Here is a 23,610-nt window from a genome sequence, read left to right on the forward strand (position 1 = left end):
CGGTATCTCCCTGAGCGTCAGCCGATCTTCGTCGCAGAGGATGTTCATGAACCACCGTTACGTCTCCGCCGCCGTCGTTCTCGCCTCGGCCGCCGCGCTCCTCGCCACCACGTGCGGGTCCTCAAGCGCCAGCCCGAGGGCAGCGGCGAGCACACCGGCCGTGTCCACCGCGGCCGGACAGCCGACTGCCGCCTCCGGAAGTGCGGGCACTCACTGGCAGCCGTGCCACCTGCCCGCGGGGTACAAGACCCTCTTCAAGCTGGACTCCGCCAAGAACCTCCACGGCAAGACCGTCGTACGCGTCACCCCCGAGACGTGCAAGGTGAACGCGAACAACGACGAGGACGTCGTCTACACCCCGAAGGGAGCGGCCCGGTCGCTCGTCTTCGCCTCGGGCGCCTCCGTCAAGGTCCTCAAGGACACCACAACCGTGAAGGTCACCCCGCAGTGGCTGGTGAACCACAAGCTCGCCAACAGCCCGTACTTCTACTACCGCGTGAACGGCCACAGCCAGGTCACCGCCATGCAGGAGATCTACCACCCCTAGTGACCTGGCGCTGAGTCCGCGGGGCGGCACATGAGGCGCCGCCTGCTTCAGGGCTGAGGGGCACTCGGCCGCGAGGGGCCGGCCGTTCGCGTACGCACCGTGTCGACGTGCGCGAACGGCCGGAACAACACGGCGGTCGCCCTTGTGTGACCGGCGCCGAGGTGAGCTCAGCGGAACGGTGACCGTCGGACGGACAGGATGGCGACGTCGTCGTGCTGGCTGCCCTCGCCGGCGAAGGCGCGCGCGTCGTCGTAGAGGGCTTGCGGCAGCTCGGTGGGGGAGAGGGACACGCGCTCGGTGAGGCGTTCGGTGACGGGGTAGAACGTGCCGTCGGCGGCGCGGGCCTCGGTGAGCCCGTCGGTGGTCAGCAGCAGCGTGGCGCCGGGTGGGAAGGCGAACCAGTCGACGGTCGCGGGTTCGGCGGCGAGTTCGGCGAGACCGAGGGGGACGCCGGAGCCGAGGGCCGGTGTGATGACGGTGGCGTTGTCCATCAACTGCGGTGGAATGTGCCCGCAGTTGATGGCTTGCACCTCGTCGTGTGCGTCGACGTTCACGATGAGCGCTGTGACGAACCGCTCGTCGTCGCCGGTCTGCGCGGCGTAGGAGTTGTGCCGTACGACAGAGGCATCGAGGGCATCGACGAGCGCGGTCAGCGTGGGCTCCCGGTGTGCCGCCTCACGGAAGGTACCGATGACGGCGAACGCGGCGCCGACCGCGGGCAGGCCCTTGCCCTGGACATCGCCGATCAGAACCCGGGTTCCCCACGGGGAGACGGCGACGTCATAGATGTCGCCGCCAACGAGCCGGTCCTCCTGTACGGGCTCGTACACGCCGTCGACCAGCACGTCGTCGGTGAGCTGAGGCAGCGGGCGCAGGATGTGGCGCTGTATTGCCGCAGCGGTGGAGCGCAGCCGCAGCATCTCGTGCTCGCGGAGGGTACGGCGGTGGCAGGCGTAGACGGAGGCCGCGCCCAGGGCGAGGGTGAGCAGCATCATGAAGATCTGGTCGAGCCATGACCGCCCGTCACCGTGCCGGACCAGCACGGTGACGATGACCACGAGCGTGGTCCATGCGGCCACGAATGTCGTCTGGCGCACGGTGCACAGCGCGGACGCCGTACCCGGCAGGAACACGAGGAGCCCGAGAAGCCACACCGGGGACTCGGACAGGGCACCGAGGAGCACCACCAGGAAGGTCACCGACACCGCGCCGATCACTACTTCGGCGTTGCGCGGTGGTTCGATGGCCTCGAAAGGACGCGCGAATCTCTTCGGGAGCTGATGGGGCACGGGACCTCCTGGACAGGTGGTGTACGCCCCGTACGTTAGGCAGGCCCGGCCGTGGGCGAGTTGCGCCCCGCCGGTCGACGTCCGCCGCGCGGTGACCAGTGCTGCGTGCGGGGTGCGCGGTCCGTGCCCTCCTCACGGCCCGGTTCGCAGGCAGCAGCCGATGGCGAGGTCCTGGCAGTGGGATGGCCTTCCGGCGGTTGGGATAGTGTCCGGCCGAGAAGAATCTGCTCGGTCCACCCGAGCCGCGCCAAGGCCAGACACGGCGGCCGCCCGAGGGGGGAGCTGGATGTTGCAGGCATTGGGACTGGGCCCGGCCGAAGAGGCCATCTACACCGCGCTGCTGGCCCGTCCGACAGCCTCTGCGCAGGGCCTCGCCCGGCAGACCGGACTTGAGGAGGCCGAGACCACCCGTATCCTGCTCGATCTGGTGACACGTGGCCTGGTGGCGGTCGCCACCGAGACCGGGAGCGAGGCACCCGACCCGGCCGGCCGCTACCGGCTCACACCACCCTCAGTGGCCCTGGCCCCGCTCCTCGTCGAGCAGCGCAACGCGCTGCAGCGGGCCGAAACCGCGTTCTCGATGCTGACCGAGCAGTACCGCAGTACTGCCGCACATCCTGCGGGAAGCGTCGTGGAGGTGGTCGTCGGTGTGGAGCAGGTCGCACACCGGTTCCACCAGTTGCAGCGCGGCGCTCAGCGGGAGTTGCTTGTCTTTCTCGTCGGCGAGCCCATCGCGGTGCCCCGCGAGGAGGCCGACATGTCGGAGAGTTCCGCGCTGGACCGCGGGGTCGACTTCCGGGTCGTGGCCGCCAAGAACTATCTCGACGGTCCCGACGTGGCGAGTGACGTGAGGGCGAGTATCGCGGCGGGTCTTGAGCTTCGCGTGGCCGACTCACTGCCGCTGAAGATGATCGTGTCGGACCGGGAACGTGCCATGGTGCCGCTGGACAAGGCGGACTCCGGCGGCGAGCCGAGCGCCATCGTGGTGCACCGCAGCGGTCTGCTGACGGCCCTGGTCCATCTCTTCGAGAGGGAGTGGAGCCACGCCCGGCCCCTGTACTCCACCGCCACAGGCGTACGCGCGGAGCCGACAGCCGAACCGCACCCGACCCAGGGGGAACTGGAGGTCCTGGCCCTGTTGCTGGCAGGGATCTCCGACCGGCGGGCGGCCTCCCAACTGGGCCTCTCCATACGCACCGTGGAGCGCCGGATGCGCCGTCTGATGGACCTCGCCGGAGCAGACTCGCGCCTGCAACTCGGCTGGTACGCCGCAAGGGCGGGCTGGCTCTGATCTCCTCGGTCTCTGCCGGACGCCCGCTGCCCGCGTGACGGAAAACCGACATGCGGGAAACCCGTCACACGCGGCATCCCTATGAAATCCGCATGTCTGCCAGGCTGCTGCGGCAGCACGGCATGTTCACGGTATCTAGTGGGGAGATTCATGCGCTCCATCATGCGTACAGCCTTGGGCTCGGTGACCGCCGCCGCCCTGGCCGTCACCGCCTTCGCGCCTTCCGGGGTGGCGAGTACGCCGCCTGACGGCGCCTCGGGGAAGAGACCCATCGTCGGCAGCGGGACGGCAGCAGCGGGCGGCAAGCAGGCGACGGTCACGCTCGTCACCGGCGACAAGGTACTGGTGACCACGGACAAGTCGGGGCACAGCTCTGCGACTGTGCTGCCCCGCGAAAACGGCACGCAGCCGATGGTCCAGACGTATCAGATGGGCAAGGACCTCTACGTCTACCCCGATGACGCCTCCCGGGCGATCGCCGAGGGCAAGGTCGACGAGCAACTGTTCAACGTCACCGGGCTCATCCGCCAGGGATACGACGACGCACACACCGACACACTGCCGCTCATCGCCACCTACCGGAACAGTGTGAACGTCGCCAAGAGCGTACCGGCGGCCCCTCGCGGTTCCGAGCGGGGCCTGAGCCTCCCGGCTGTGGACGGCGTCGCGCTCAAGGCAGGCAAGAAGACCGCCGCCACCTTCTGGCAGGACATCACCGACACCCGCTCACGTTCTTCCTCCACGCTGAAGAAGCTGTGGCTGGACGGCAAGGCCAGGGCCACGCTGGCCCAGTCCACCGCTCAGGTGCACGCGCCGGAGGCCTGGGCGGCCGGCTACGACGGCAAGGGCACCAAGGTCGCCGTGCTGGACACGGGCGTGGACGCCGAGCACCCCGACCTGGTGGGTAAAGTCGCCGCCGCCAAGAACTTCACGGACTCGGAGACCACCGACGACCGGGTGGGTCACGGCACCCACACCGCCTCCACGGTCGGCGGGTCCGGAGCGGCCAGCGACGGCCGGGAGAAGGGCGTCGCCCCCGGTACCTCCCTGCTCATCGGCAAGGTGCTCGACGACCAGGGCAGTGGCCAGGACTCCTGGATCATCGCGGGTATGCAGTGGGCGGTCGACCAGCAGGCTGACGTCGTGTCCATGAGCCTGGGCAACCCGACGATCGGAGACTGCACCGACCCGGTGGCCCAGGCCACGGAGCAGCTCTCGCAGAACGCCCACACCCTGTTCGTCGTTGCCGCCGGCAACGCCGGCTCGAACACCGAGACGGTCTCCTCGCCCGGCTGTGTGCCCAGCGTGCTGACCGTCGGTGCCGTCGACCACGACGACACCACCGCGGACTTCTCCAGCCGCGGCCCCGTGGCCGTCACCCACACCCTCAAGCCCGAGATCGCCGCCCCCGGCGTCGACATCCTGGCGGCCAAGGCCGGCGGCCGCGGCATCTACGCCTACCAGACGATGTCCGGCACCTCCATGGCCACCCCGCATGTCGCGGGCGCCGCGGCCATCGTCCGCCAGGCCCACCCGGACTGGACCGCCCAGCAGATCAAGGCTGCCCTGGTGTCGTCCGCCCGTACCGGTGGCAAGGTCGGCGGCGCCGACCAGACCGGCGGTGGGGTGCTCGACGTGCTCGGCGCGGTGAACGAGAAGGTGCTCTCCGCACCCGCTGTCCAGGCCGGCAGCTACAACTGGCCGCAGGACGCCTCGGATCGCACCACCGTGAAGGTGCCCTTCACCAACACCAGTGGCGGCGACCTCACCCTGAGCCTGAAGGTCAGCGGTGTGCACGGCAACGACGGCAGCGATGTCCACTCCGGCATCGTCAAGCTGGCCGAGGGCAAGGTGAAGGTCCCCGCGGGAGCCACCGCCCAGGTGCCCCTGGGGGTCGACCCCACCGCCCAGCTGAAGGACGGCCAGTACGGTGCGGTCACCGGCCGGATCCTGGCCACCGGTGGTGGTGTGCACGTCTCCGTGCCCGTCACGCTCTACGTCCAGCCGGAGACGGTCACCCTCCGGGTCAAGGTCATCGACCGCAACGGCAAGCCCGCCGGCGGCAGTTCTTCCCTGGACCTGGTCAGCCTCGACACCAACAAGGGCGAACGCCGCACCAACGACGGCGCGACCGACCAGACGTACAGTGTGCGCCCGGGCGACTATTCCCTCAGCAGCTTCGTGGGGAGCTACGACGCGGCAAACGCGCCCGAGTCGGTCAGCTACCTCGCGAATCCGCAGCTGCGGATCACCCGTGACACCACCGTCGTCCTCGACGCCCGCAAGGCCCACCAGCTGAGCCTGCGCACCGACCGCCCCTCGACGGTGGTCAACACGTCGTTCAGCTACGCCCGCACATGGGACAACACCTGGCAGATATCCGGATCGCTCGTGGCCGGCGCCACCGTCCAGAAGTTCTACGCGGACGTGGAAGGACGTGCCACGGACGGCACCTTCGAGTTCCGGCCCACCTGGCGCGCGACCGGCTCCGAAGGCGGCTCGCCGTACGTCTACAACCTGTCGTTCCCGACCCGGGGCCCGCTCCATTCCGACCAGGTCTACAAGCCCAGGGACTCCAAGCTGGCCCAGGTCGCCGAAACGTGGAACGCGATGGGCAAGGAAGGCGACTACTACGACGCGATGTTCATCCGCCCCTCCGGGGCCACCGGCGACTACCTCCCCGTGACCGCTGCCAGCCCGGTCCACGTGCCCGGTACCCGCACCGCGTACTACACGACCGGCAACGACGCCTGGTACCACGGCGCGATCACCAGTCTCCCGTTCGGCGCGTTCATGGGCGACCAGGAGCGCACCTACCGGGCCGGACAGCGGCGCGCGGAGAAGTGGTACGGCGGTCCCGTGAGGCCGGCTGCGCCGCGCGACGCCGACGGCAAGCTGATGCTGGCCGCCGAGCGGCAGGGCAGCCAGATCGGCATCCAGACGGCGCTCTGGATCGACGGATCCGGCGATCACTGGTCCTACGGCGGGTCCTTCGGAGACCTCGGCAATCTGGTGCTGAAGCGCAACGGTGAGGAGATCGCCACCAGCGCCTATCCGGCCGACGTGTTCACCGTGCCGGACGAGGACTCCGCGTACGAACTGACCCAGAACCTGGACAAGATTCCTACCGCGGACCGGAACTGGCTGCGCTCCACCGCAGTCACCACCACCTGGCGCTTCCGCTCCCACCGGGAGCCGGATGTCTTCTCGCGCGGCCTGCCGCTCCTGTTCCCCGTGTACAACGCACCGGTGGACAACCTGAACACCCTGCCCGCGCAGAGCGGCACCAAGGTCGGCCTGTCGGTCGAGGGCCACGCCGGGTACACCCCGGGCGCGGTCACGGCGGCCGCACTGTCCTACTCCTACGACGGCGGCACCACCTGGACCAAGGCGCCGACCCAGCTGCGGAACGGCAAGTGGACAGCCGTCCTCGACCTCACCGGCGCCTCCGGCAAGCAGGTGACGACGAAGGCCGACTTCACCGACGCCAACGGCAACGCGGTCACCCAGACCATCACCCGCGCGTACGACGTCCGGTAACCACACAACCCGGCCGGGCGGTCTCCCACGATGGGAGGCCGCCCGGCCATCTGCTTTTCCCACCTGTGGTCATCTGGTGTGTGGCGGGGAATGAGGACGAGGGCTGGAACGGGTTCACTCATGAACCTGTTCCAGCCCTCGCCTGGACCTGAGTCCTGCCGTCCCCGCTGGGGGGTTGGCCGTCCCACGGACTCAGGTGGTCGTGGGGTGTGGGGGTTCCGCTTGGTCAGTAGGCGGAGTTGACGTTGTCCATCGAGCCGTATTTGTCGGCGGCGTAGTTGGCTGCGGCGACGATGTTGGCGACGGGGTCGGTGAGGCTGTTCTTGGTGCCCTTGACGTGGTAGGTGTCGAAGGTGGGCTGGATGACCTGGAGGAGTCCCTTGGAGGGGATGCCGTTCTGGGCGTTGACGTCCCAGTTGTTCTGGGCGTGGGGGTTGCCGCTGGACTCGCGCATGATGTTGCGGTGCAGGCCTTCGTAGCTGCCGGGTATGTGCTTGGCCTTCATGATGGCCAGCGATTCCTTGATCCAGCCGTCGAGGTTGTTGCTGTACTTCGTGCTCTTGACGATCGCGGAGACGGCGTCGACGTGCTTGGCCGTCGGGGCCTTCTTCGCCGCGGTGTGGTGGGCGGCCTGCTTGGCGTGGGCGGCCTTGGCTGCGTGGTCGGCCTGCTTGGTGATCTGGGCGGCGGTGACGGCGGAGGCCGCGGCGGGCGCGGTGGGGGTGTGCTCGGCGGCGTGGGCGTGCGGGGCCAGGGTCAGGGCGCAGGCGGCGGCTGCTGCGGTGGCGATGGCGGTGATGGTGGTCTTGCGGAGGTTCAGGGTGTGGCGGGTGGTGGCAGTCATGGGTGTACCTCTCCATTCGGGGACGTCGTTTGGGGAGGCCGACTGGGGGGTCGGCGACACGGGTGGGCCGGTGGGGGCCGTGGTGCGTGTCGTGGGGCCGGTGTCTGGATGGCGGGCGGTGTGTTCGCCCGGTCCGGCGCTCGGCTCCCCGGTACGTCCAACACCTTGCGAGACCGCCTTGGGCGTTGGCAATTGTGTGACCTACTACCCCAGATAGCGACAAACCGGACAGGGGTGGGGTGGGGCCCGCAATGAGCGGGAAAGGTCCGCCGTGCATCTACTAGGTGTCGTCCTGTGTGACGCGGGCCCTATGCCCGGGCTCACACCTCACCGGTCCCGACACCCCGAATTACCACTCCGCGTCACCACCCGTACACAGCAAAACCCTGCGGTTGTGTCGACGATCCCGGGGTGCGCGATGCTCCACTGATGCAGCCGAACCAGCCGATCTTGTCGGATCAGCTGGACGCGATCAGAAGCCGGGGCTGCTGTCGCCGTTGAGAGCCCACAAGGCCGCCGTGTACCAGAGCAGGGCGATGGCGCACGCCAGCACGCCGCCGACGAGGGGAAGTGTCCAGCCGGGCAGCCGCCGGCCCCGGACCACGAGGACCTTCGCGACGAACGCGCCGTAGAGCACACAGCCGGTGATGGAGTGCGTCGTCACGCGCGCGTCTGTGGTCTCCACGCCGTACGTGACAAGGCAGTGGTAGGCGATAGGGGCCGAGAGCAGGAACGCGAGCAGGCCGATGATCCGGTGGACGGTGCGCACGGGGCGGGGTGCGGCCCCGGCCAGGGGCAGGCGGCGGTACATCCACAGGGCCAGGAGCACCTGGATGAGGGCCAGGCACAGCAGGGCGCTGCCGAGGCGGGCCTTGAGGTCGACGGCCTCCGTGTCGTGGGCGCCGAACAGTCCGCTCTCGGGATCGGGCGTGAGCGCGCGACCCGTCAGGTAGATCGCGAGCGCGACGGCGACGGGCAGTAGCAGGCAGGCAGCGATCATGGCCCGCCGCGCGGCCGGCCGCCGGGCGGGGGCTTCGGATCTGTTCATGGACATGCTCCCCTGGGCGTCGATAACCCCGGTCGCGACCGGGAGGTGTGCTGCTGCTGGTCGAACGGCCCGCTTACGGGTACAGCACGGCCTTCACCCACCCAGATTCACGGCGCTGATGCTTCCTGCCCGATGACGGCGCTGGAACGGGGCATGGATTCACTCCCTCGGACGCTTGCGACGCCGGAGCAAGGCGTCAGTCGCACGAGGAAGGACCCTCAGGACAGGATCGGGATCAGCCCGGGCGCGAAGACCACGAAGAAGCCGCCCGCGATGCCCGGCCGGCCGGGGGTGAGCCGATGGGCCCGCACCGTGGAGAGCTCCTGGTCCCCGCCGGTGCGCTCCGGCGGGGAGGGCTTGCGTCCCGGTCTCCAGGCGTCCAGCCACGAGGGGGGAAGCTTCACCGTGCGGCATCAGCGGGTGGCGGTCACCCACGCCTCGACGTCGTCGGCGGCACGCGGAAGGTCCGACGACAGGCAGACGGCGCCGTCTGCGGTGATGAGGAAGTCGTCCTCGATCCGCACGCCGATGCCGCGCAGGTGTGCGGGGATCGTCAGGTCGTCGGGCTGGAAGTACAGGCCGGGCTCGACGGTCAGGACGTGGCCCGGCTCCAGTACACCGTCCAGGTAGGCGCTGCTCCGGGCGTCGGCGCAGTCGTGGCAGTCCAGGCCCAGCATGTGCCCGGTGCCGCAGACGGTGTAACGGCCGTACAGGGACCGGTCGTGGGGGCCGGCGCCGCCCGGGCGCAGACCCCAGGCGTCCAGACCATCGGCGATGACGCGCGTCGCGGCGTCGTGGAAGTCGCCGAACCGCGCGCCGGGGCGCAGCGCGGCGATGCCCGCCGACTGGGCCGCGTACACCAGGTCGTACACCTGCCGCTGTGCGTCGGTGAAGCGCCCGCCGACCGGCAGGGTACGGGTCACGTCACCGGTGTAGCAGGTGTCGGTCTCCACGCCGGCGTCCAGGAGGAGGAGTTCGCCGTCGCGGACAGGGCCGTCGTTGCGCATCCAGTGCAGGACGCACGCGTGCGCGCCGGCCGCCGCGATCGTCTCGAAGCCGAGGCCGTAACCCTCCAGCCGGGCCCGCCGGTTGAACGTGCCCTCGATCCAGCGCTCGCCGCGTGGGAGCCGCATCGCGGTGGGCAGTTCACCCGCCACGTCGTGGAAGGCGGCCACGGTGTGCCCCACGGCCGCGCGCATCTGCTCGACCTCCCACTCGTCCTTGACCAGCCGCAACTCCGAGAGATACGCGAGGAGTTCGGACTCGGCCCCGGCGGCCGGCGGCGCCGCCGCGTCGACCACCGGGTCCTGGCCGCGCACCACCCGGGTCGGGACGTTCGCGGCGAGGGCGCGTGCGAGGTCGTCGCGGGGGAGAGCCGTAAGGCCCAGGGCGTCGGAGGTCTCCGCCAGGGTGCGGCGACGGCCGGTCCAGAACTCGCCGTAGCGGCGGTCGCGGTAGAACTCGGTGCCGTTCGGCCCGCCGTCGCGCGGGGAGCGAGGCCGGGCGAACACCGTGGCGTCGTGGCCGGTGCCTGTCGGCTCCAGGACGAGGACGCTGTCCGGGGCAGCGCCGGCGCCCTCGTCCGCGGTGAGGTGGAGAAACGCGGAGTGCGGCCGGAAGACGTAGTCGAAGTCGTTGCTCCGGACTTTCAGACCACCGGCCGGGACCACGATTCGCTCCCCCGGGAAGCGCGCGGACAGCAGCGCGCGACGTGTGGCCGCGTACGCAGCTCCGGGCAGTACCGGTACCGCCGGAGCCGTCTCGACCCACCCTTGCGTGAAGCACTCCGCCAGAGTGGGCGGCACCGCGCGGTCGTGGCTCGCGCCCTCGCGCGGCTGGATGTCGTCTCGCGCCACCGTATGCTCCGTCCGTCGGGAACCCTTGCGGCGACAGTACTATTTCACATGGCACGGAAACAGGGGGATGTCGCTCCGCACCCGTGCTCGTCACCGCTGTGCCGTGGACGGCCCGGGCGGCGGCGACCGGCCCCGGGGTGAAGTCCCGCTCCGCGGCGAGGAGTTCGGTCAGCGCAGCACGAACCCGGGCAGGAGCGCGTCGCGCGGATCGACGGTGAACCGGCAGGTGCCGACCTCGTGCGCGGTGCCCGTCACCGCTGTGACGACCGCCGGGATCCCGTGGACCGTGGTCTGCTCGGTGATCCGGGCGTGGAACACCGAGCCCACCACGGATTCGTGCCGCAACTCGTCGCCGGGGGACATCTGTCCGGCGCCGGCCAGGGCCGCGATCCTGGCCGACGTGCCGGAACCGCACGGGGACCGGTCGACCTGGCCGTCCGCGAACACCGTGATGTTGCGCTGCTGCAACAGCCGGCTGCCGTCGGCCCGCAGCTCGGTGGGCCCGGTCTCTTCGGTGAGGATCGTCCCGTAGATCCCGGACAGCCGCGGGTCGAGAGGGTGCTCGGCGGCGCCGGCGGCGTTCAGTGTGTCGCGGATCTCCCGCCCGACGGCGGTGAGTTCGGTGACGTCCTGCGGCCGGACGCGCAGCCCGACGGACGCGGCCGGCACCACCGCGTACATCGCGCCGCCGAACGCGATGTCGACGGTGACCTTCCCGCGGGAGGTCGGCACGTCGACGCCGTGCGCCTGGACGTAGGCGGGCACATTGGTGAACGTGGTGTCCTGGACCTGTCCTTTTCTGGTCCGCACGCTCGCCGTGACGCGTCCGGAGGGGACGTCGATCACGACGTGGGTCAGGCCGTCGGCAGGTGCCGGGACCCGGCCCGAGGCGACGGCCCAGGCGCCCAGGGCGATCGTTCCGTGCCCGCACGCCGTGGAGAAACCGTCGTTGTGCCAGAAGAGGACACCGAGGTGGGCGCCGGTGTCGTCGGGCGGAACCAGGAACCCGCCGTACATGCCCGCGTGGCCGCGCGGCTCGCCGCACAGCAGCGCCCGCACCCACTGCACGTCCGCACTTCGCGTCGCGACGACCCTGCGCTCGGCAACGGTCAGTCCCTCACCCGTCACCTCGGCCGGGCCGTCCACCACGATCCGGAACGGTTCGCCGCCGGTGTGCCAGTCGATCGTCTCGATGGGCTGAGTCCTCGTCATCCGCATCTCACTTCCAGGTAGGAGTCGACACCCATGCGCCGGTGTTATGGGGCAACTGGAAACAGTGCTGGGTCCCGGAGTATTGCCCACGACTTCACCCAGTGCAATGTTACATAGCGCCGCCCGCCTCCTCGGGCGGCTTCCCCTTCGCTCCCCCCACTGGAGACGCGATGCACTGTCGATCAATCCTGCCCAGAGTTCTGGCCGCCGGTCTGGCGGCCGGAGGGCTCGTCGCCGGCCTGATGAGCACTCAGGCGGCCGCGGCAACCACCCACACGAGGCATGCCTCACCACCGGCCGTGTCGGTACCCTCCAAGGCCGTGCGGGCTGCCCAACAGCACGGGAAATTCACGCCGACCGGAGCCGAGACCGGTCAGTCCCAAGCCGCCGCCACCAGCGCCAAGCCGTTGCCCGCGAAACTGCGCGGGGCGCCGACCGCCCTGGGTTCCGCCAAGCCGTCCAAGCCGCGCCTGTCAGCACACACGGCACGCAACGCGGCCGGTGCCGCCCGGCCTGCCGCCGTCACGTCGTGCACCACGTCGGACTTCTCCGGCCGGTCGGGCAGCGACCTGGTGTCGTACATCAAGACGGTGGACTGGAGCTCCTGCATCAACCCGCTGTTCAGTCTGACGGGTTCGGACGCGCACGCCGTGTTCAACCAGTCCCAGATGGTCGCGGTGGCGAACGGCATCGCCGACGCGGCAGGCTCCTACACCGGTGACGACTCCGGCGGCCTGTACGAGCTGATGTACTTCATGCGCGCCGGCTACTACGTCCAGTACGGCGACCCCCAGGACGTCGGCCCGTACGACTCCTCGCTCCGCAGCGCCATCGAGAAGGGGTTCAACACGCTGTTCGCCGGCAGTCACGCGAACGACGTCAGCGCGGGCAACGGGGCTGTGCTGGAGCAGGCGTTCGTCCTCACCGACAGCGCGCAGGTGCAGGCCGACTACCTGGACGTCTACGGCCGTTACCTCAACGCCTACACCAGCAGTTCGTGGGACGCCGTCCCGGAGATGGACCGGGCGCTGAACGCGATCTACACCCCGCTGTGGCGCGGCCCGTCGATGTCGGACTTCGTCACCGCGATCACCGCGAAACCCGGTATCGCCGACACCCTCTCCACCTTCACCCTCAACCACCGCGACCTGCTCGGCGGGGACAACGACGTCCTCGACTCGAACGCAGGCAACGACCTGGCCAACTTGATCCAGATACCGGCCCTGCAGAGCAAGATCCGCCCGCTCATCAAGGGTCTGCTGGACGGCTCGTCCATCACCGGTGCGACGGACAACCTGTGGGTGCACGTCGCCTACCGGGCCACCGTCGGGGACCCGGACCAGTGCTCCTACTACGGCGTCTGCGACCTGACGAAGCAGCTCACCGCGGCCGCGCTGCCGATCAACAACGCCTGCAGCAACTTCACCATCATGGCGCAGGCGCTGACAGCGAAGGAGCAGTCCGACGTCTGCACGAGCCTGTCGAACGAGGTCGCGTTCTACCAGAAGCAAGTCAAGACCACCACACCGATCCCCGGTGAGTACTTCAACCTGAAGATGGTCATCTTCGGCAGCAGGGCCGACTACATGACCTACTCGTGGGCGATCTTCGGCAATGACACCGACAACGGCGGCGAGACGCTGACCGGAACGCCGACCGACCCCAACAACATCGCCTACTCCATCCTCTACCAGTGGCCGACCGACAACGGCTTCCCGGCCAACGCGTGGAACCTCAATCATGAGTTCGCGCACGTCCAGCAGTCCATCTACGACATGAAGGGCGACTTCGGCACCCAGATCACCGTCCCGGACGTCTGGTGGATCGAGGGACAGGCGGAGTACGTCTCCTACTCCTACCGCAACCTCACCGACGACGGCGCGCTGACCGAGGCTGCCAAGCACACCTACAAGCTCAGCCAGCTCTTCCAGAACACCTACGCCATCGACGACGAGACCCGCACCTACCCGTGGGGTTACCTGGCCGTCCGGTACATGACCGAGAAGCACCCGGACCAGATCCAGGCCATGCTGGCCAAGATGCGGACCGGTGACTACCAGGGTGCCTACGCCGTCTACAACACCATCGGCACCAGCTACGACGCCGACTTCGACGCCTGGCTCGACACCCTGGGCGGTGGCAGCGGCAGCGGATCGCCCACGGCCTGCACCGACACCAACACGCAGGTGATGGGCCAGAACTGCTTCCGGTCGGACCAGTCCCGGGTCGCCGGCGACACCGACTACCTGTGGGTGTGGCTGCCGGCCGGCACCACCACTCTGAAGGTCACCACCAGCGGCGGCAGCGGCAATGCCGACCTCTACTACGACCCGACGACATGGGCCGGCCCGTCCACCTTCACCGAGAAGTCCACCAACTCCGACAATGCCGAGAGCATCACCGTCAACAACACCGAGGCGGGCTACCGGTACATCAGCCTGTACGCGGTGACCGACTTCAGCGGAGTCACCGTCACCACGTCGTTCTGAGCCCCTCCTGAACGCCACCGGCTGACTGACTCCGGGCCGTGGCCCGGTCGACTCCGGTCGACCGGGCCACGGCCTCGGCATGTGCCGATGGCGTACGGTCCCGTACGCCTACCTCCGCGTGGGCCGGTAATGGCGGGCCGCCCACGCCCGGAAGTGGGGTGCCCGGGCGATGAGTTCCTCGTAGGCGGCCAGGGCCGCGCCGAAGAGCGTCTCCGTGACCTCGTCGGACACCCGCTCTCGGTGCCACACCAGCACATAGCGGCACCACAGCGGTGTGCCGGCCAGCGGCTTGACGACCACACCCGGGTTCGGCTTGCACGTCGCCTGGACGACGGAGATCCCCACCCCGTCGGCGATCATCCGTTGCAACTGGTCCCGGTCACCGAGGTACTCGTGCACGGTGGCGGGTCTGAAGCCGGCCGCCTGGAAGGCGTCGTAGCAGACACCGGGCCAGCCCGCACCGTCGTCGGGTGTCAGGAACCACGCGTCCCCGGCCAGATCGAGCAGCGGCACGTCCAGTTGCCCGCTCGCCGGGTGAGCGGCGGGCAGCGCCACGAAGCTGGGCTCTGTGACGATGCCGCGGCGCACCACGGCTTCCGAATGCCGTAGCTCCCGCCCGGGATAGTCGACCGCGACGGCGATGTCCAGCTTGTCGTCCTCCAGCAGCCCGATGATCTCGGCTGAGGAGTACACGCTGCTCACCTGCGTGGTCAGCGACGGCAGGACGGTGCGCGCCCGCTGCAGGAGCCCCGGCAGGATGGGTGTGTTGGTCGCGGCTACCCGCAGTACCCGATCGGTCCCACGGCGGCCTGCGGTGGACCGGCGCCCGATCGTGCTCGCCAGCGCCACCACCTCCCGGGCCTGCACCACCACCTCGACCCCGAAGCGCGTCGGTGTCACCCCCGCACTGCCCCGGACGAAGAGGTCCTCGCCCATGAGCCGCTCGATGCGCTTCAGCTGACTGCTGACCGCGGGCTGCGAGCACCCCAGGACGGTGGCCGTCCGGCCAAGGCTCTGCGTGTCGGCGATCGTGCACAGAATCCGCAGGTGTCGGAGTTCGAGTTCCATCAGTACCCGCCCCAGGTCTCTCAGGAGTGGGCCAACTTTACGTCCGATCTTGGCATTTTGGGGTTCTGGTACGGGCCGGAGCAGTCTGGAGAATTTTTCGGGATCGCCGAACTGCCCCCGTTTCGCGGGGTGGTGGAGCTGCCGGCCGAACGGGACGGCTGCCGCCGCTGTACGAGCTGGACCGGCCCGCCGCAACGAAGTCCCGGTCGCCGCCGCCCGACTGCCCCGGCGACCCGCGGCCTTCGGGCCCGACTCCGGGCTGCAGCAAGGCCGTTACCCGATCCGCGGCATCGGCCATCACCTTGGTTCCAGGTCTATGACGTGTGACATTGCACTGGTACCTTCTTCCCACCACCAGTCAAGGAGCTGCAGCATGACCAACTCAGCGAGGCCCTGGCACGGAGTCCACGTCGCCACGGCCCTGCCGTTCCACGAAGATCTGTCGGTCGACTACGACGCCTTCGCCGAGCATGTCCGCTTCCTGGCCGCCGGCGGTTGTGACGGCGTGACGCCCAACGGCTCGCTGGGCGAGTACCAGACGCTGACCGCCGAGGAGCGCGCCCGCGTCGTCGAGACCGCTGTGCAGGCCGCCCCCGACGGCTTCGGCGTGATGCCGGGCGTGGCCGCGTACGGTGCCTTCGAGGCCCGCCGCTGGGCCGAGCAGGCCGCCGAGGCCGGCGCCACCTCGCTGCTGCTGCTGCCGCCCAACGCCTACCGGGCGGAGCGGGCGGCAGTGGTGGAGCACTACCGCGAGGTCGCCAAGGTCGGGCTGCCGGTCGTGGCCTACAACAACCCGATCGACACCAAGGTCGACCTCACCCCCGACCTGCTCGCCGAGCTCTTCCAGGAGGGCACGATCGTCGGCGTCAAGGAGTTCACCGGCGACGTCCGCCGGGCCTACCAGATCAGCGAACTGGCGCCGGGCCTGGACCTCCTCGTCGGCGCCGACGACGTGCTGCTCGAACTCGGGATGGCGGGTGCCGTCGGCTGGATCGCCGGCTACCCGAACATGATCCCGCGCAGCACCGTCGAGCTGTACCGGCTGGCCACCTCCGGCGACCCGGCCGACCTGGCCCGCGCGCTGCCGGTCTACCGCGACCTGCACCCGCTGCTGCGCTGGGACTCCAAGACCGAGTTCGTGCAGTCCATCAAGCTGTCGATGGACATCGCCGGGCGCAGGGGCGGCGCCTGCCGGCCGCCGCGGCTGCCGCTGTCGCCCGAGCAGACCGCCCGGATCACCGCCGACACCGAGGCGGTCATCGCCAAGGGGTACAAGTGAGGTCCCGCCGCACTTTCCACGCCGTCGACTCGCACACCGAGGGCATGCCGACCCGGGTCGTCGTCGGCGGCGTGGGCACCATCCCCGGCGCCACGATGGCCGAGCGCAGGCGCTGGTTCATGGAGAACAGCGACGACGTACGCACGCTGCTGATGTACGAGCCGCGCGGACACGGTGCGATGAGCGGCGCGATCCTGCAGCCGCCGACCCGCCCCGACGCGGACTTCGGCGTGCTGTTCATCGAGGTGTCCGGCTTGCTGCCGATGTGCGGCCACGGCACGATCGGCGTGGCCACCGTCCTGGTCGAGACCGGGATGGTGCCGGTCACGGAGCCGGTCACCATCATCCGGCTGGACACCCCCGCCGGACTCGTCGTCGCCTCGGTGGCGGTCGAGGACGGCGCGGCCACCTCCGTCACCCTCGCCAATGTGCCGTCCTACGCCCACGCGCTGGACGCCACCGTCGAGGTGCCCGGGTACGGCGAGGTGCGCTACGACCTCGCCTTCGGCGGCAACTTCTACGCGATCGTCGAACTCGCCGATCTGGGGCTGCCGTTCGACCGGTCCAGGTCCGGCGACCTGCTGTCCGCTGGACTGGCGGTGATGGACGCGGTGAACGCCGCGGATCCGCCCGTCCACCCCGAGCGCGACGACATCGCCGGCTGCCACCACGTCTACCTCAAGGCCCCCGGGTCGACCGCCCGGTTGTCGCGGCACGCCATGGCCATCCACCCGGGGTGGTTCGACCGCTCGCCGTGCGGCACCGGCACCAGCGCGAGGATGGCGCAGCTCCACGCCCGCGGTGAACTCGCCGTCGGGCAGGAGTTCGTGAACGAGTCCTTCATCGGCACCCGCTTCACCGGACGCCTTCTCGGCGAGACCACCATGGGGCCGCACGCCGCGGTGCTGCCCTCCATCACCGGCCGCGCCTGGGTCACCGGGACTTCGCAGTTCCAACTCGACCCGAGCGACCCCTTCCCCGCGGGGTTCCTGCTGTGAACGTGCACTCCACCTCCCACGTACAGAGCCTGGGCCAGCGGGAGACGCTGCGCGAGCGCGTCCGGGACGCGCTGCGCGCAGCGGTCATCTCCGGCGAGCTGGAACCGGGCATGGTCTACTCCGCGCCCACCCTCGGCGCGAGGTTCGGCGTCTCGCCCACGCCCGTCAGGGAGGCCATGCTCGACCTGGCCAAGGAGGGCCTGGTCGTCGCCCAGCCCAACAAGGGCTTCCGGATCACCGAGGTCTCGGAGCAGGACCTGGACAACCTCGCCGCGGTGCGCCTGCTCATCGAGCCGCCGACGGTGCGTGCCTGTGTGCCCGTCATCCCCGAGGAGGACTTCCCGACCCTGCGGGAACTGGCGCAGGCCATCGTGGACGCGGTCGAACGCGGCGACCTGGTCGGCTACGTACGGGCGGACCACGTCTTCCACCTGACGCTGCTCGGCTACAGCGGCAACCGGCAGCTGGTGGACGTCGTGTCCGACCTGCGCACCCAGACCCGGCTGCTGGGCCTGGCCCCGCTGCTGCACAGCGGCCGGCTGGGCCACTCGGCAGTCGAGCACCACGAGCTGATGGACCTCATCGAGCGCCGTGACGCGCAGGCCGCCGAGGAACTGATGTGCCGTCATATCGGCCATGTGCGCGGCCTGTGGGCGAGCGGCCCGGGGGAGTCGTGAGCACGGCACGGCGCGGCGCCGGCCCGGGGACTGCCGGCGGCGGGAGCGCGGACCTGGTCATCGTCGGCGCGGGCGTCGTCGGTGCGGCCGCCGCGTACTTCGCGGCGCTCGCCGGCCTGCGGGTGGTCGTCGTCGAGCGCGGCGCCATCGCCGGCGGCACGTCCAGCGCGGGGGAGGGCAACCTGCTGGTGTCCGACAAGGAGGCCGGCCCCGAACTCGACCTCGCGCTGTACTCGCAGGCCGTCTGGCGGGAGGACCTCGCCGAGCACGCCGACCGCTGGGAGTTCGAGTCCAAGGGCGGCCTCGTCGTCGCCGCGACCGCGCAAAGTCTTTGCACCCTGCGGGAGTTGAGCGTCCACCAGCGCGCGAGCGGCGTCGAGGTCCAGGACGTCGGGCAGGGCCGGCTGCACGACTACGAGCCGCACCTGGCGAAGGACCTGGCCGGGGCGGCGTTCTACCCGCAGGACGCGCAGGTGCAGCCGATGCTGGTGGTCGCCCACCTGCTGCGTCTCGCCCGCGACAGGGGCGCGCACGTGCACACCGGCACCGAGGTGACCGGCTTCCTGCGCAGCGGGGACCGGGTCACCGGGGTCCGTACCAGCGCGGGCGACATCCCCGCGGGCGCCGTGCTCAACGCGGCGGGCACCTGGGCCGGCGAGGTCGCGGCTCTGGCCCGGGTCGCCGTCCCGGTCCGCCCCCGGCGCGGCTTCGTGCTCGTCACCGAACCCATGCCGCCGCGCACCATCCGGCACAAGGTGTACGCGGCCGAGTACGTCGGCGACGTCGCCAGTTCCGACGCGGCCCTGCAGACCTCGCCGGTGGTGGAGGGCACCGACAGCGGAACCATCCTCATCGGCGCCTCCCGCGAGCGGGTCGGCTTCGACCGTACGGTGTCCGTGCCGGCGATCAGCATGCTCGCGGCCAAGGCCGTCGCGTTGTTCCCGATGCTGCGGCAGGTGCGGCTGATGCGCACCTACCACGGCTTCCGCCCGTACTGCCCCGACCATCTGCCCGTCATCGGCGCCGACCCGCGTGCCCCCGGCCTGTGGCACGCCTGCGGCCATGAGGGCGCCGGCATCGGACTGGCCGCCGGCACCGGCAAGTTGATCGCCCAGGCCATGACCGGCGAGCAGCCGGGCCTGGACCTGGCGCCGTTCGCCCCCGACCGCTTCCCCGACCGCTTTCCCGACCGGCCCGAGGACGTTGCCGAGGGAGATTCCGCATGACCTACCGGATGACCTTCCGCGGCACCGGAGTCCCCGCCGAGCCCGGCCAGAGCGTCGCCGCGGCCCTGGTCGCCGCCGGGATCACCGACTGGCGCACCACCCGCAAGGAGGGCCGGCCGCGCGGCCTGTTCTGCGGCATCGGCGTCTGCTTCGACTGCCTGATCACCGTCGACGGCGCACGGGCCGAGCGCGCCTGCCTGGTCCCCGCGGCCGACGGCATGCGGCTGGGGGACGCGTTGGAGAGTGGGGCGGGGTCCGGGGGCGGGCTGGAGGGCGCCGGCGATGCGGAATCCGGGGGCGTGCTGGATGGTGAAGGCGATCCGGAGTCCGGCGACGCGCAGGACACCCGCGACGACAGCCGTGCCGCGCAGCACGCAGAGGAGGACGGCGATGGCGCATATTCATGACGTAACCGTGGTCGGGGCCGGGCCGGCCGGACTCGCGGCCGCCGTCGAGGCGGCGGAGGCCGGGCTCGACGCGGTCCTGGTGGATGCTGCCGGGCAGCCCGGCGGCCAGTTCTGGCGGCACTTCGACGAGAACCACGCCCGCCCGGAGGACCGCCGCGACCACCACGGCTGGCCCACTTTCACCGGCCTGCGCGACCGGCTGTACGCCTTGAGCGCCGCCGGACGCGTCCGCTACCTGCCCGGCCACCAGGTGTGGCTCGCCACCCGGGACGGAGACGGGACGTTCAGCCTGCGGGTGACGCCCACCGTGCCGGATCCGGACGCGGGCCCCGACGGGCCCATCGCCGATCCCGTCGAGGCCCGTGCGCTGATCCTGTGCCCCGGTGGATACGACCGCCAACTCCCCGTGCCCGGTTGGGAGTTGCCCGGCGTCATGACCGCCGGCGGCGTCCAGGCGCTGCTCAAGGGCCACCGCACGCTCGCCGGCCGGCGCACCGTCGTCGGCGGCACCGGACCCTTCCTGCTGCCGGTGGCCGCCGGGCTCGCGCGCGCCGGCGCGCAGGTCGCCGCGGTCGTCGAGGCCAACGCCACGCTCGGCTGGCTGCGCGACCCGGTCGGCACGGTCTCCGCGCCCGGCAAGGGGGCCGAGGCCGCGCAGTACGCCGCGGTGCTCGCCCGGCACCGCATCCCGTACCGGACCAGGACCGTCGTCCGCGCGATCCTCGGCGACGGCAAGGTCGAGGCCGTGCGGATCGCGAAGGTGGACCGCCAGGGCCGGCCGGCCGGACCCGAACGAGAGCTCGCCGCCGACCTGGTGGCCCTCGGCTGGGGGTTCACCCCCTCGCTGGAACTCCCGCTCATGCTCGGTGCCGCGACCCGGCAGGATCGCGACGGCGCGCTCGTCGTGGCGGTCGACGCGCTGCAGCGCAGCAGCGTCGACGGCGTGTACGTGGCCGGCGAGGCCACCGGCGTGGGCGGCTCGGCCCTGTCCGTCAGCGAGGGCCGGCTGAGCGCCCTCGCCCTGGCCGCCTCGCTCGGCCGCGGGCGGTCCGGTACGACGGCAGGTTCGGTTACGACCCCGGGCTCCGGCAACGCAGCACCTCCCGCGGCCGGGATCCGCCGCGTCCAGGGCCGCATCCGGCGGGCGCGGCGGTTCGCCGCCGCCATGCACCGCACCTACCCCGTGCCGGCCGCCTGGCCGGGGTGGCTGACGGACTCGACCGTGGTGTGCCGCTGCGAAGAAGTCACCTACGGGGATCTGCGCCACGCCCACGACGACCTCGGTGCGACCGACGCGCGCACCCTGAAGATGCTGGCACGGCCCGGCATGGGCTGGTGCCAGGGCAGGATCTGCGGATACGCGACCGCGGGCATCGCGGCCTGCCTCGGCGGCCGCACGGTCACCGCGGACGACCTGCGCCCGCTCTCGGGCCGCACCCCCGCGGCCCCGGTGCGACTCGGCGAACTCGCGGCCGTCGCCGAGGCCGTGACGGTCGGCCGGGCCGACGGGGAACCCCGGCCGGACGGAGAGACGACGAACCGGGACGGTGAGTGACACGGTGACCGGGGTGCCGAGCATGGACCCGCGTACGGGCGAGTCCCGAGGACCGGTCGGGACGGGGGCCACGGCGGCCCACGGGGGCACCGCTGCGCGGGCCGCCCACGCGCCCCGTCACGCGATCGCCGTCCCGTCAGCCCCGGGCAGCACGTCGGTGCACAGCACCACCCTGATTCCTACGTGAGTTGTTCCCACTTGGTCCGGGTGAGTTCGTACTCGACTTCGCCGTGCTCGGAGCCTTCGATCGCGTCGGGCCAGTCCCCTGCGAAGTTACGGAGGAAGGACAGTCCCGCTTTGTCCATCACACGCCTGGATCCCGCGTTGACCGTCATGGTGTTCGCGATCACCCGCTCCACCCCGAGCTCCGAGAAACCCTCGCGGATCAGGGCCCGTGAACCCTCGGTGGCATAGCCGCTGCCCCAGGCGGCCTTGTTCAGCCGGTAGCCGAGTTCCACCACGGCGGGGCTGTGGTCGTCCAGGGGACGGAATTCGAACCAGCCCAGGAAGGCCCCGGTGTCCTTCTCTTCCGCGGCCCAATAGCCGCGGGTCCCGAAGCACGGGTAGTCGTGGAGCAGTCTGGGCAAGGTCTGTGCCCGGATCATCTCGCGGCTCGTGGGCCGGCCGCCGTTGATGAAGCGCATGACGTGGCGGTCGTTGTCCAGAGCGAGCAGGTGATCGACGTCGGCCTCGGTGAACGCGCGCAGCACCAGCCGATCGGTCTCCAGGAAGATGTTCATGCCGCGATCTTCACCACCGGCAGCAGGGCCCGCCACCGGATATTCGCAGCAGGCCGGTGAAGAGTGGTGTTCATGCCACTCGGGGCTCTGGGCTCGGGACGTTCGACGAGGTGGCCTCGTCCGAAGCGGGCCCCGAGCCCCGGGTCCTACCCTTCTTCGCTGCCCAGCAGGAGGACAGTCGTCCCGATTTCCGCGAGCCGGTCGGCCAGGTCGGGACGGAGCGTGAGCCGTGCGGTCCTCACCGCGTCGTCGATCACCGTGAGCACCGCGCCGACGAGGAGCTTCCCCTCGGCGGTGTCGAGCCCGGGCCTGGCGTCCCCGAGGAGCCGGCCCCACAGCGCGAGGTAGTCACGCTGGACCTGACGGCTGCTCCGGCGGTACTTCTCGGGCAGCTGGTCGAGTTCAGTGAGCAGCAGGCCGATGAGGCGACTGTTCTCCAGGGCGAAGTCGATGTACGAGCGGAGCAGGGACTCCAGCGCTTCCATGGGACTGGAGGCGCCGTCCAGGGCCTGGTCCGTGCCGACCTGCCGCCGTTCGCCGCCCCGGACCACGGCTGCCACGAGCAGGTCGGTCTTGCTGGGGAAGTGCTTGTAGATGCTGGGGCCGGTGCTGCCGACCGCCTCGCCGATGTCGTCGGTGCTGACCGACTGGAAGCCGCGTTCGTCGAAGAGCCTGATCGCTTCCGTCAGCAGCTGTTCGCGGCGGGAGGCGACCTGCGTCGCGGAGCCGGCCGATGCCTGCGCCCGCCGGTCCGGCCGAGTGGTGTCGGTGGGCGAGCCCAGACGGCAGTACGCCACACTCCGGGTGATCTCGCGCATGAGCTCCTCAAGCCTGCGCCGGGAAAGGGGGATCCGCTGCCGGGAGGCACTCGACGTGATGGCGAGAAGGGCCCAGGCGAGCAACTCGCCGTCCTCCGGGGAGAGGCCCGTACGCGCCTCCCGGACCAGAGAGGCCAGCTGGGCGGCGATCCCGTTGAGCTGCTGGCGCAGTTCCTCGCGTCGCGCGTCCGTGAGGTGACGGGCCTCGCGCTGCCAGAGCGTGGCCAGGCCGCGTCGTTCCGCACCCACGGTCGCGAGCGTCGCCAGCAGCTCGTCCGGGTCCGCCGCCTCACGCACCGTGGCTTCCAGGAGGCCGAGGCCCTTGCCCACGACCTCGGAGAGCAGTTCCCGCTTGTTGCGGAAGTGGCGGTAGAGCGCGGGGGCGGTGATGTCCACGGCCGCCGCCACGTCGGCGACGGAGACGTTGTGGAAGCCGCGCTCGCGGAACAGGTCTCCGGCCGCGGCGAGGATGAGCTCCCTGCGGTCCGGGGGCCTCCGTGCCACCACCCGCTTGATCTCCCCTGTCCGCACCGGTCGGCCCCCTTTTTGTCGGCGGCCCGGATGACCGGGCCGCAAGTCAGGCTAGTACATGCACTGCGGGCCGGGACGCTGGGCGGGCGGGCGTTCGCGCCACCCGCGGGCACCGTGGTCCCGCCCGGTCGGCACGGCCGGAACGAGGTTATCCCGAACGCGGCGATTGAAGAAGCGCAGACTAACCGGCCCCAC

The 23,610-nt window shown here is 70.6% G+C and carries 19 protein-coding genes; 10 read left to right on the forward strand and 9 right to left on the reverse strand.

Going from position 1 to position 23,610, the window contains the following annotated elements:
- Positions 1-46: 46 nt before the first annotated feature.
- Positions 47-547 (forward strand): hypothetical protein, encoded by a 501-nt coding sequence (locus OHB13_RS35260; protein ID WP_328379880.1) that lies wholly within the window; start codon positions 47-49, stop codon positions 545-547.
- 167 nt (positions 548-714) lie between these two features.
- On the opposite strand, the gene OHB13_RS35265 is transcribed toward OHB13_RS35260, so the two are convergent.
- On the reverse strand, positions 715-1,836 hold the full coding sequence (locus OHB13_RS35265) for a PP2C family protein-serine/threonine phosphatase (RefSeq protein WP_328379881.1): 1,122 nt from the start codon (positions 1,834-1,836) through the stop codon (positions 715-717).
- A gap of 286 nt (positions 1,837-2,122) precedes the next feature.
- Between OHB13_RS35265 and OHB13_RS35270 the strand changes: the two genes are divergently transcribed.
- A complete protein-coding gene (locus tag OHB13_RS35270) occupies positions 2,123-3,127 on the forward strand; it encodes a helix-turn-helix domain-containing protein (protein ID WP_328379882.1) in 1,005 nt (334 codons plus the stop codon).
- Positions 3,128-3,277: 150 nt separating this feature from the next.
- Positions 3,278-6,667 carry a S8 family peptidase gene (locus OHB13_RS35275; protein WP_328379883.1) on the forward strand — a complete coding sequence of 1,130 codons (3,390 nt, stop codon included), beginning with the start codon at positions 3,278-3,280 and terminating at the stop codon, positions 6,665-6,667.
- A 226-nt stretch (positions 6,668-6,893) separates the two neighbouring features.
- Here OHB13_RS35275 and OHB13_RS35280 read toward each other — a convergent pair whose 3' ends face one another.
- The 5 genes from OHB13_RS35280 to OHB13_RS35300 all read right to left on the reverse strand — a co-directional run bounded on the left by OHB13_RS35280 (position 6,894) and on the right by OHB13_RS35300 (position 11,633).
- Positions 6,894-7,511, reverse strand: coding sequence for a transglycosylase SLT domain-containing protein (locus OHB13_RS35280; RefSeq protein ID WP_328379884.1), 618 nt, complete (start codon positions 7,509-7,511; stop codon positions 6,894-6,896).
- A gap of 472 nt (positions 7,512-7,983) precedes the next feature.
- Entirely contained in the window at positions 7,984-8,559 is a 576-nt protein-coding gene (locus OHB13_RS35285) for a DUF6529 family protein (RefSeq protein ID WP_405943417.1), read from the reverse strand.
- Between the two features lie 218 nt (positions 8,560-8,777).
- Complete coding sequence (locus OHB13_RS35290; protein WP_328379885.1) at positions 8,778-8,963, reverse strand: hypothetical protein; 186 nt, start codon at positions 8,961-8,963, stop codon at positions 8,778-8,780.
- Positions 8,964-8,972: 9 nt separating this feature from the next.
- A complete protein-coding gene (locus OHB13_RS35295; RefSeq protein ID WP_405755225.1) occupies positions 8,973-10,415 on the reverse strand; it encodes an aminopeptidase P family protein in 1,443 nt (480 codons plus the stop codon).
- Between the two features lie 168 nt (positions 10,416-10,583).
- Positions 10,584-11,633, reverse strand: coding sequence for a proline racemase family protein (locus OHB13_RS35300; protein ID WP_328379886.1), 1,050 nt, complete (start codon positions 11,631-11,633; stop codon positions 10,584-10,586).
- Positions 11,634-11,947: 314 nt separating this feature from the next.
- Between OHB13_RS35300 and OHB13_RS35305 the strand changes: the two genes are divergently transcribed.
- Positions 11,948-14,116, forward strand: coding sequence for a M9 family metallopeptidase (locus tag OHB13_RS35305; protein ID WP_328379887.1), 2,169 nt, complete (start codon positions 11,948-11,950; stop codon positions 14,114-14,116).
- Between the two features lie 108 nt (positions 14,117-14,224).
- Here OHB13_RS35305 and OHB13_RS35310 read toward each other — a convergent pair whose 3' ends face one another.
- On the reverse strand, positions 14,225-15,184 hold the full coding sequence (locus tag OHB13_RS35310; protein ID WP_266861700.1) for a LysR family transcriptional regulator: 960 nt from the start codon (positions 15,182-15,184) through the stop codon (positions 14,225-14,227).
- Positions 15,185-15,557: 373 nt separating this feature from the next.
- On the opposite strand from OHB13_RS35310, the gene OHB13_RS35315 reads away from it, so the two are divergent.
- Genes OHB13_RS35315 through OHB13_RS35340 form a run of 6 tightly spaced genes read left to right on the forward strand, consistent with a single transcriptional unit; the run spans position 15,558 to position 21,326 of the window.
- Positions 15,558-16,463, forward strand: coding sequence for a dihydrodipicolinate synthase family protein (locus tag OHB13_RS35315; protein ID WP_328379888.1), 906 nt, complete (start codon positions 15,558-15,560; stop codon positions 16,461-16,463).
- A complete protein-coding gene (locus tag OHB13_RS35320) occupies positions 16,460-17,461 on the forward strand; it encodes a proline racemase family protein (protein ID WP_328379889.1) in 1,002 nt (333 codons plus the stop codon). The genes OHB13_RS35315 and OHB13_RS35320 overlap by 4 nt, the downstream gene beginning before the upstream one ends.
- A 2-nt stretch (positions 17,462-17,463) precedes the next feature.
- Positions 17,464-18,138 carry a GntR family transcriptional regulator gene (locus OHB13_RS35325; RefSeq protein ID WP_328379890.1) on the forward strand — a complete coding sequence of 225 codons (675 nt, stop codon included), beginning with the start codon at positions 17,464-17,466 and terminating at the stop codon, positions 18,136-18,138.
- A complete protein-coding gene (locus OHB13_RS35330) occupies positions 18,135-19,364 on the forward strand; it encodes an NAD(P)/FAD-dependent oxidoreductase (RefSeq protein WP_328379891.1) in 1,230 nt (409 codons plus the stop codon). The genes OHB13_RS35325 and OHB13_RS35330 overlap by 4 nt, the downstream gene beginning before the upstream one ends.
- On the forward strand, positions 19,361-19,771 hold the full coding sequence (locus tag OHB13_RS38830) for a (2Fe-2S)-binding protein (protein ID WP_443062982.1): 411 nt from the start codon (positions 19,361-19,363) through the stop codon (positions 19,769-19,771). Before OHB13_RS35330 ends, OHB13_RS38830 begins: the two co-directional genes overlap by 4 nt.
- Complete coding sequence (locus OHB13_RS35340; RefSeq protein WP_328379892.1) at positions 19,755-21,326, forward strand: FAD/NAD(P)-dependent oxidoreductase; 1,572 nt, start codon at positions 19,755-19,757, stop codon at positions 21,324-21,326. Before OHB13_RS38830 ends, OHB13_RS35340 begins: the two co-directional genes overlap by 17 nt.
- 179 nt (positions 21,327-21,505) lie before the next feature.
- On the opposite strand, the gene OHB13_RS35345 is transcribed toward OHB13_RS35340, so the two are convergent.
- On the reverse strand, positions 21,506-22,066 hold the full coding sequence (locus OHB13_RS35345) for a GNAT family N-acetyltransferase (RefSeq protein WP_328379893.1): 561 nt from the start codon (positions 22,064-22,066) through the stop codon (positions 21,506-21,508).
- A gap of 146 nt (positions 22,067-22,212) precedes the next feature.
- Entirely contained in the window at positions 22,213-23,415 is a 1,203-nt protein-coding gene (locus OHB13_RS35350) for a TetR/AcrR family transcriptional regulator (RefSeq protein ID WP_328379894.1), read from the reverse strand.
- Positions 23,416-23,610: the final 195 nt, after the last annotated feature.

The organism is Streptomyces sp. NBC_00440, assembly GCF_036014215.1.
Taxonomy (GTDB): domain Bacteria; phylum Actinomycetota; class Actinomycetes; order Streptomycetales; family Streptomycetaceae; genus Streptomyces.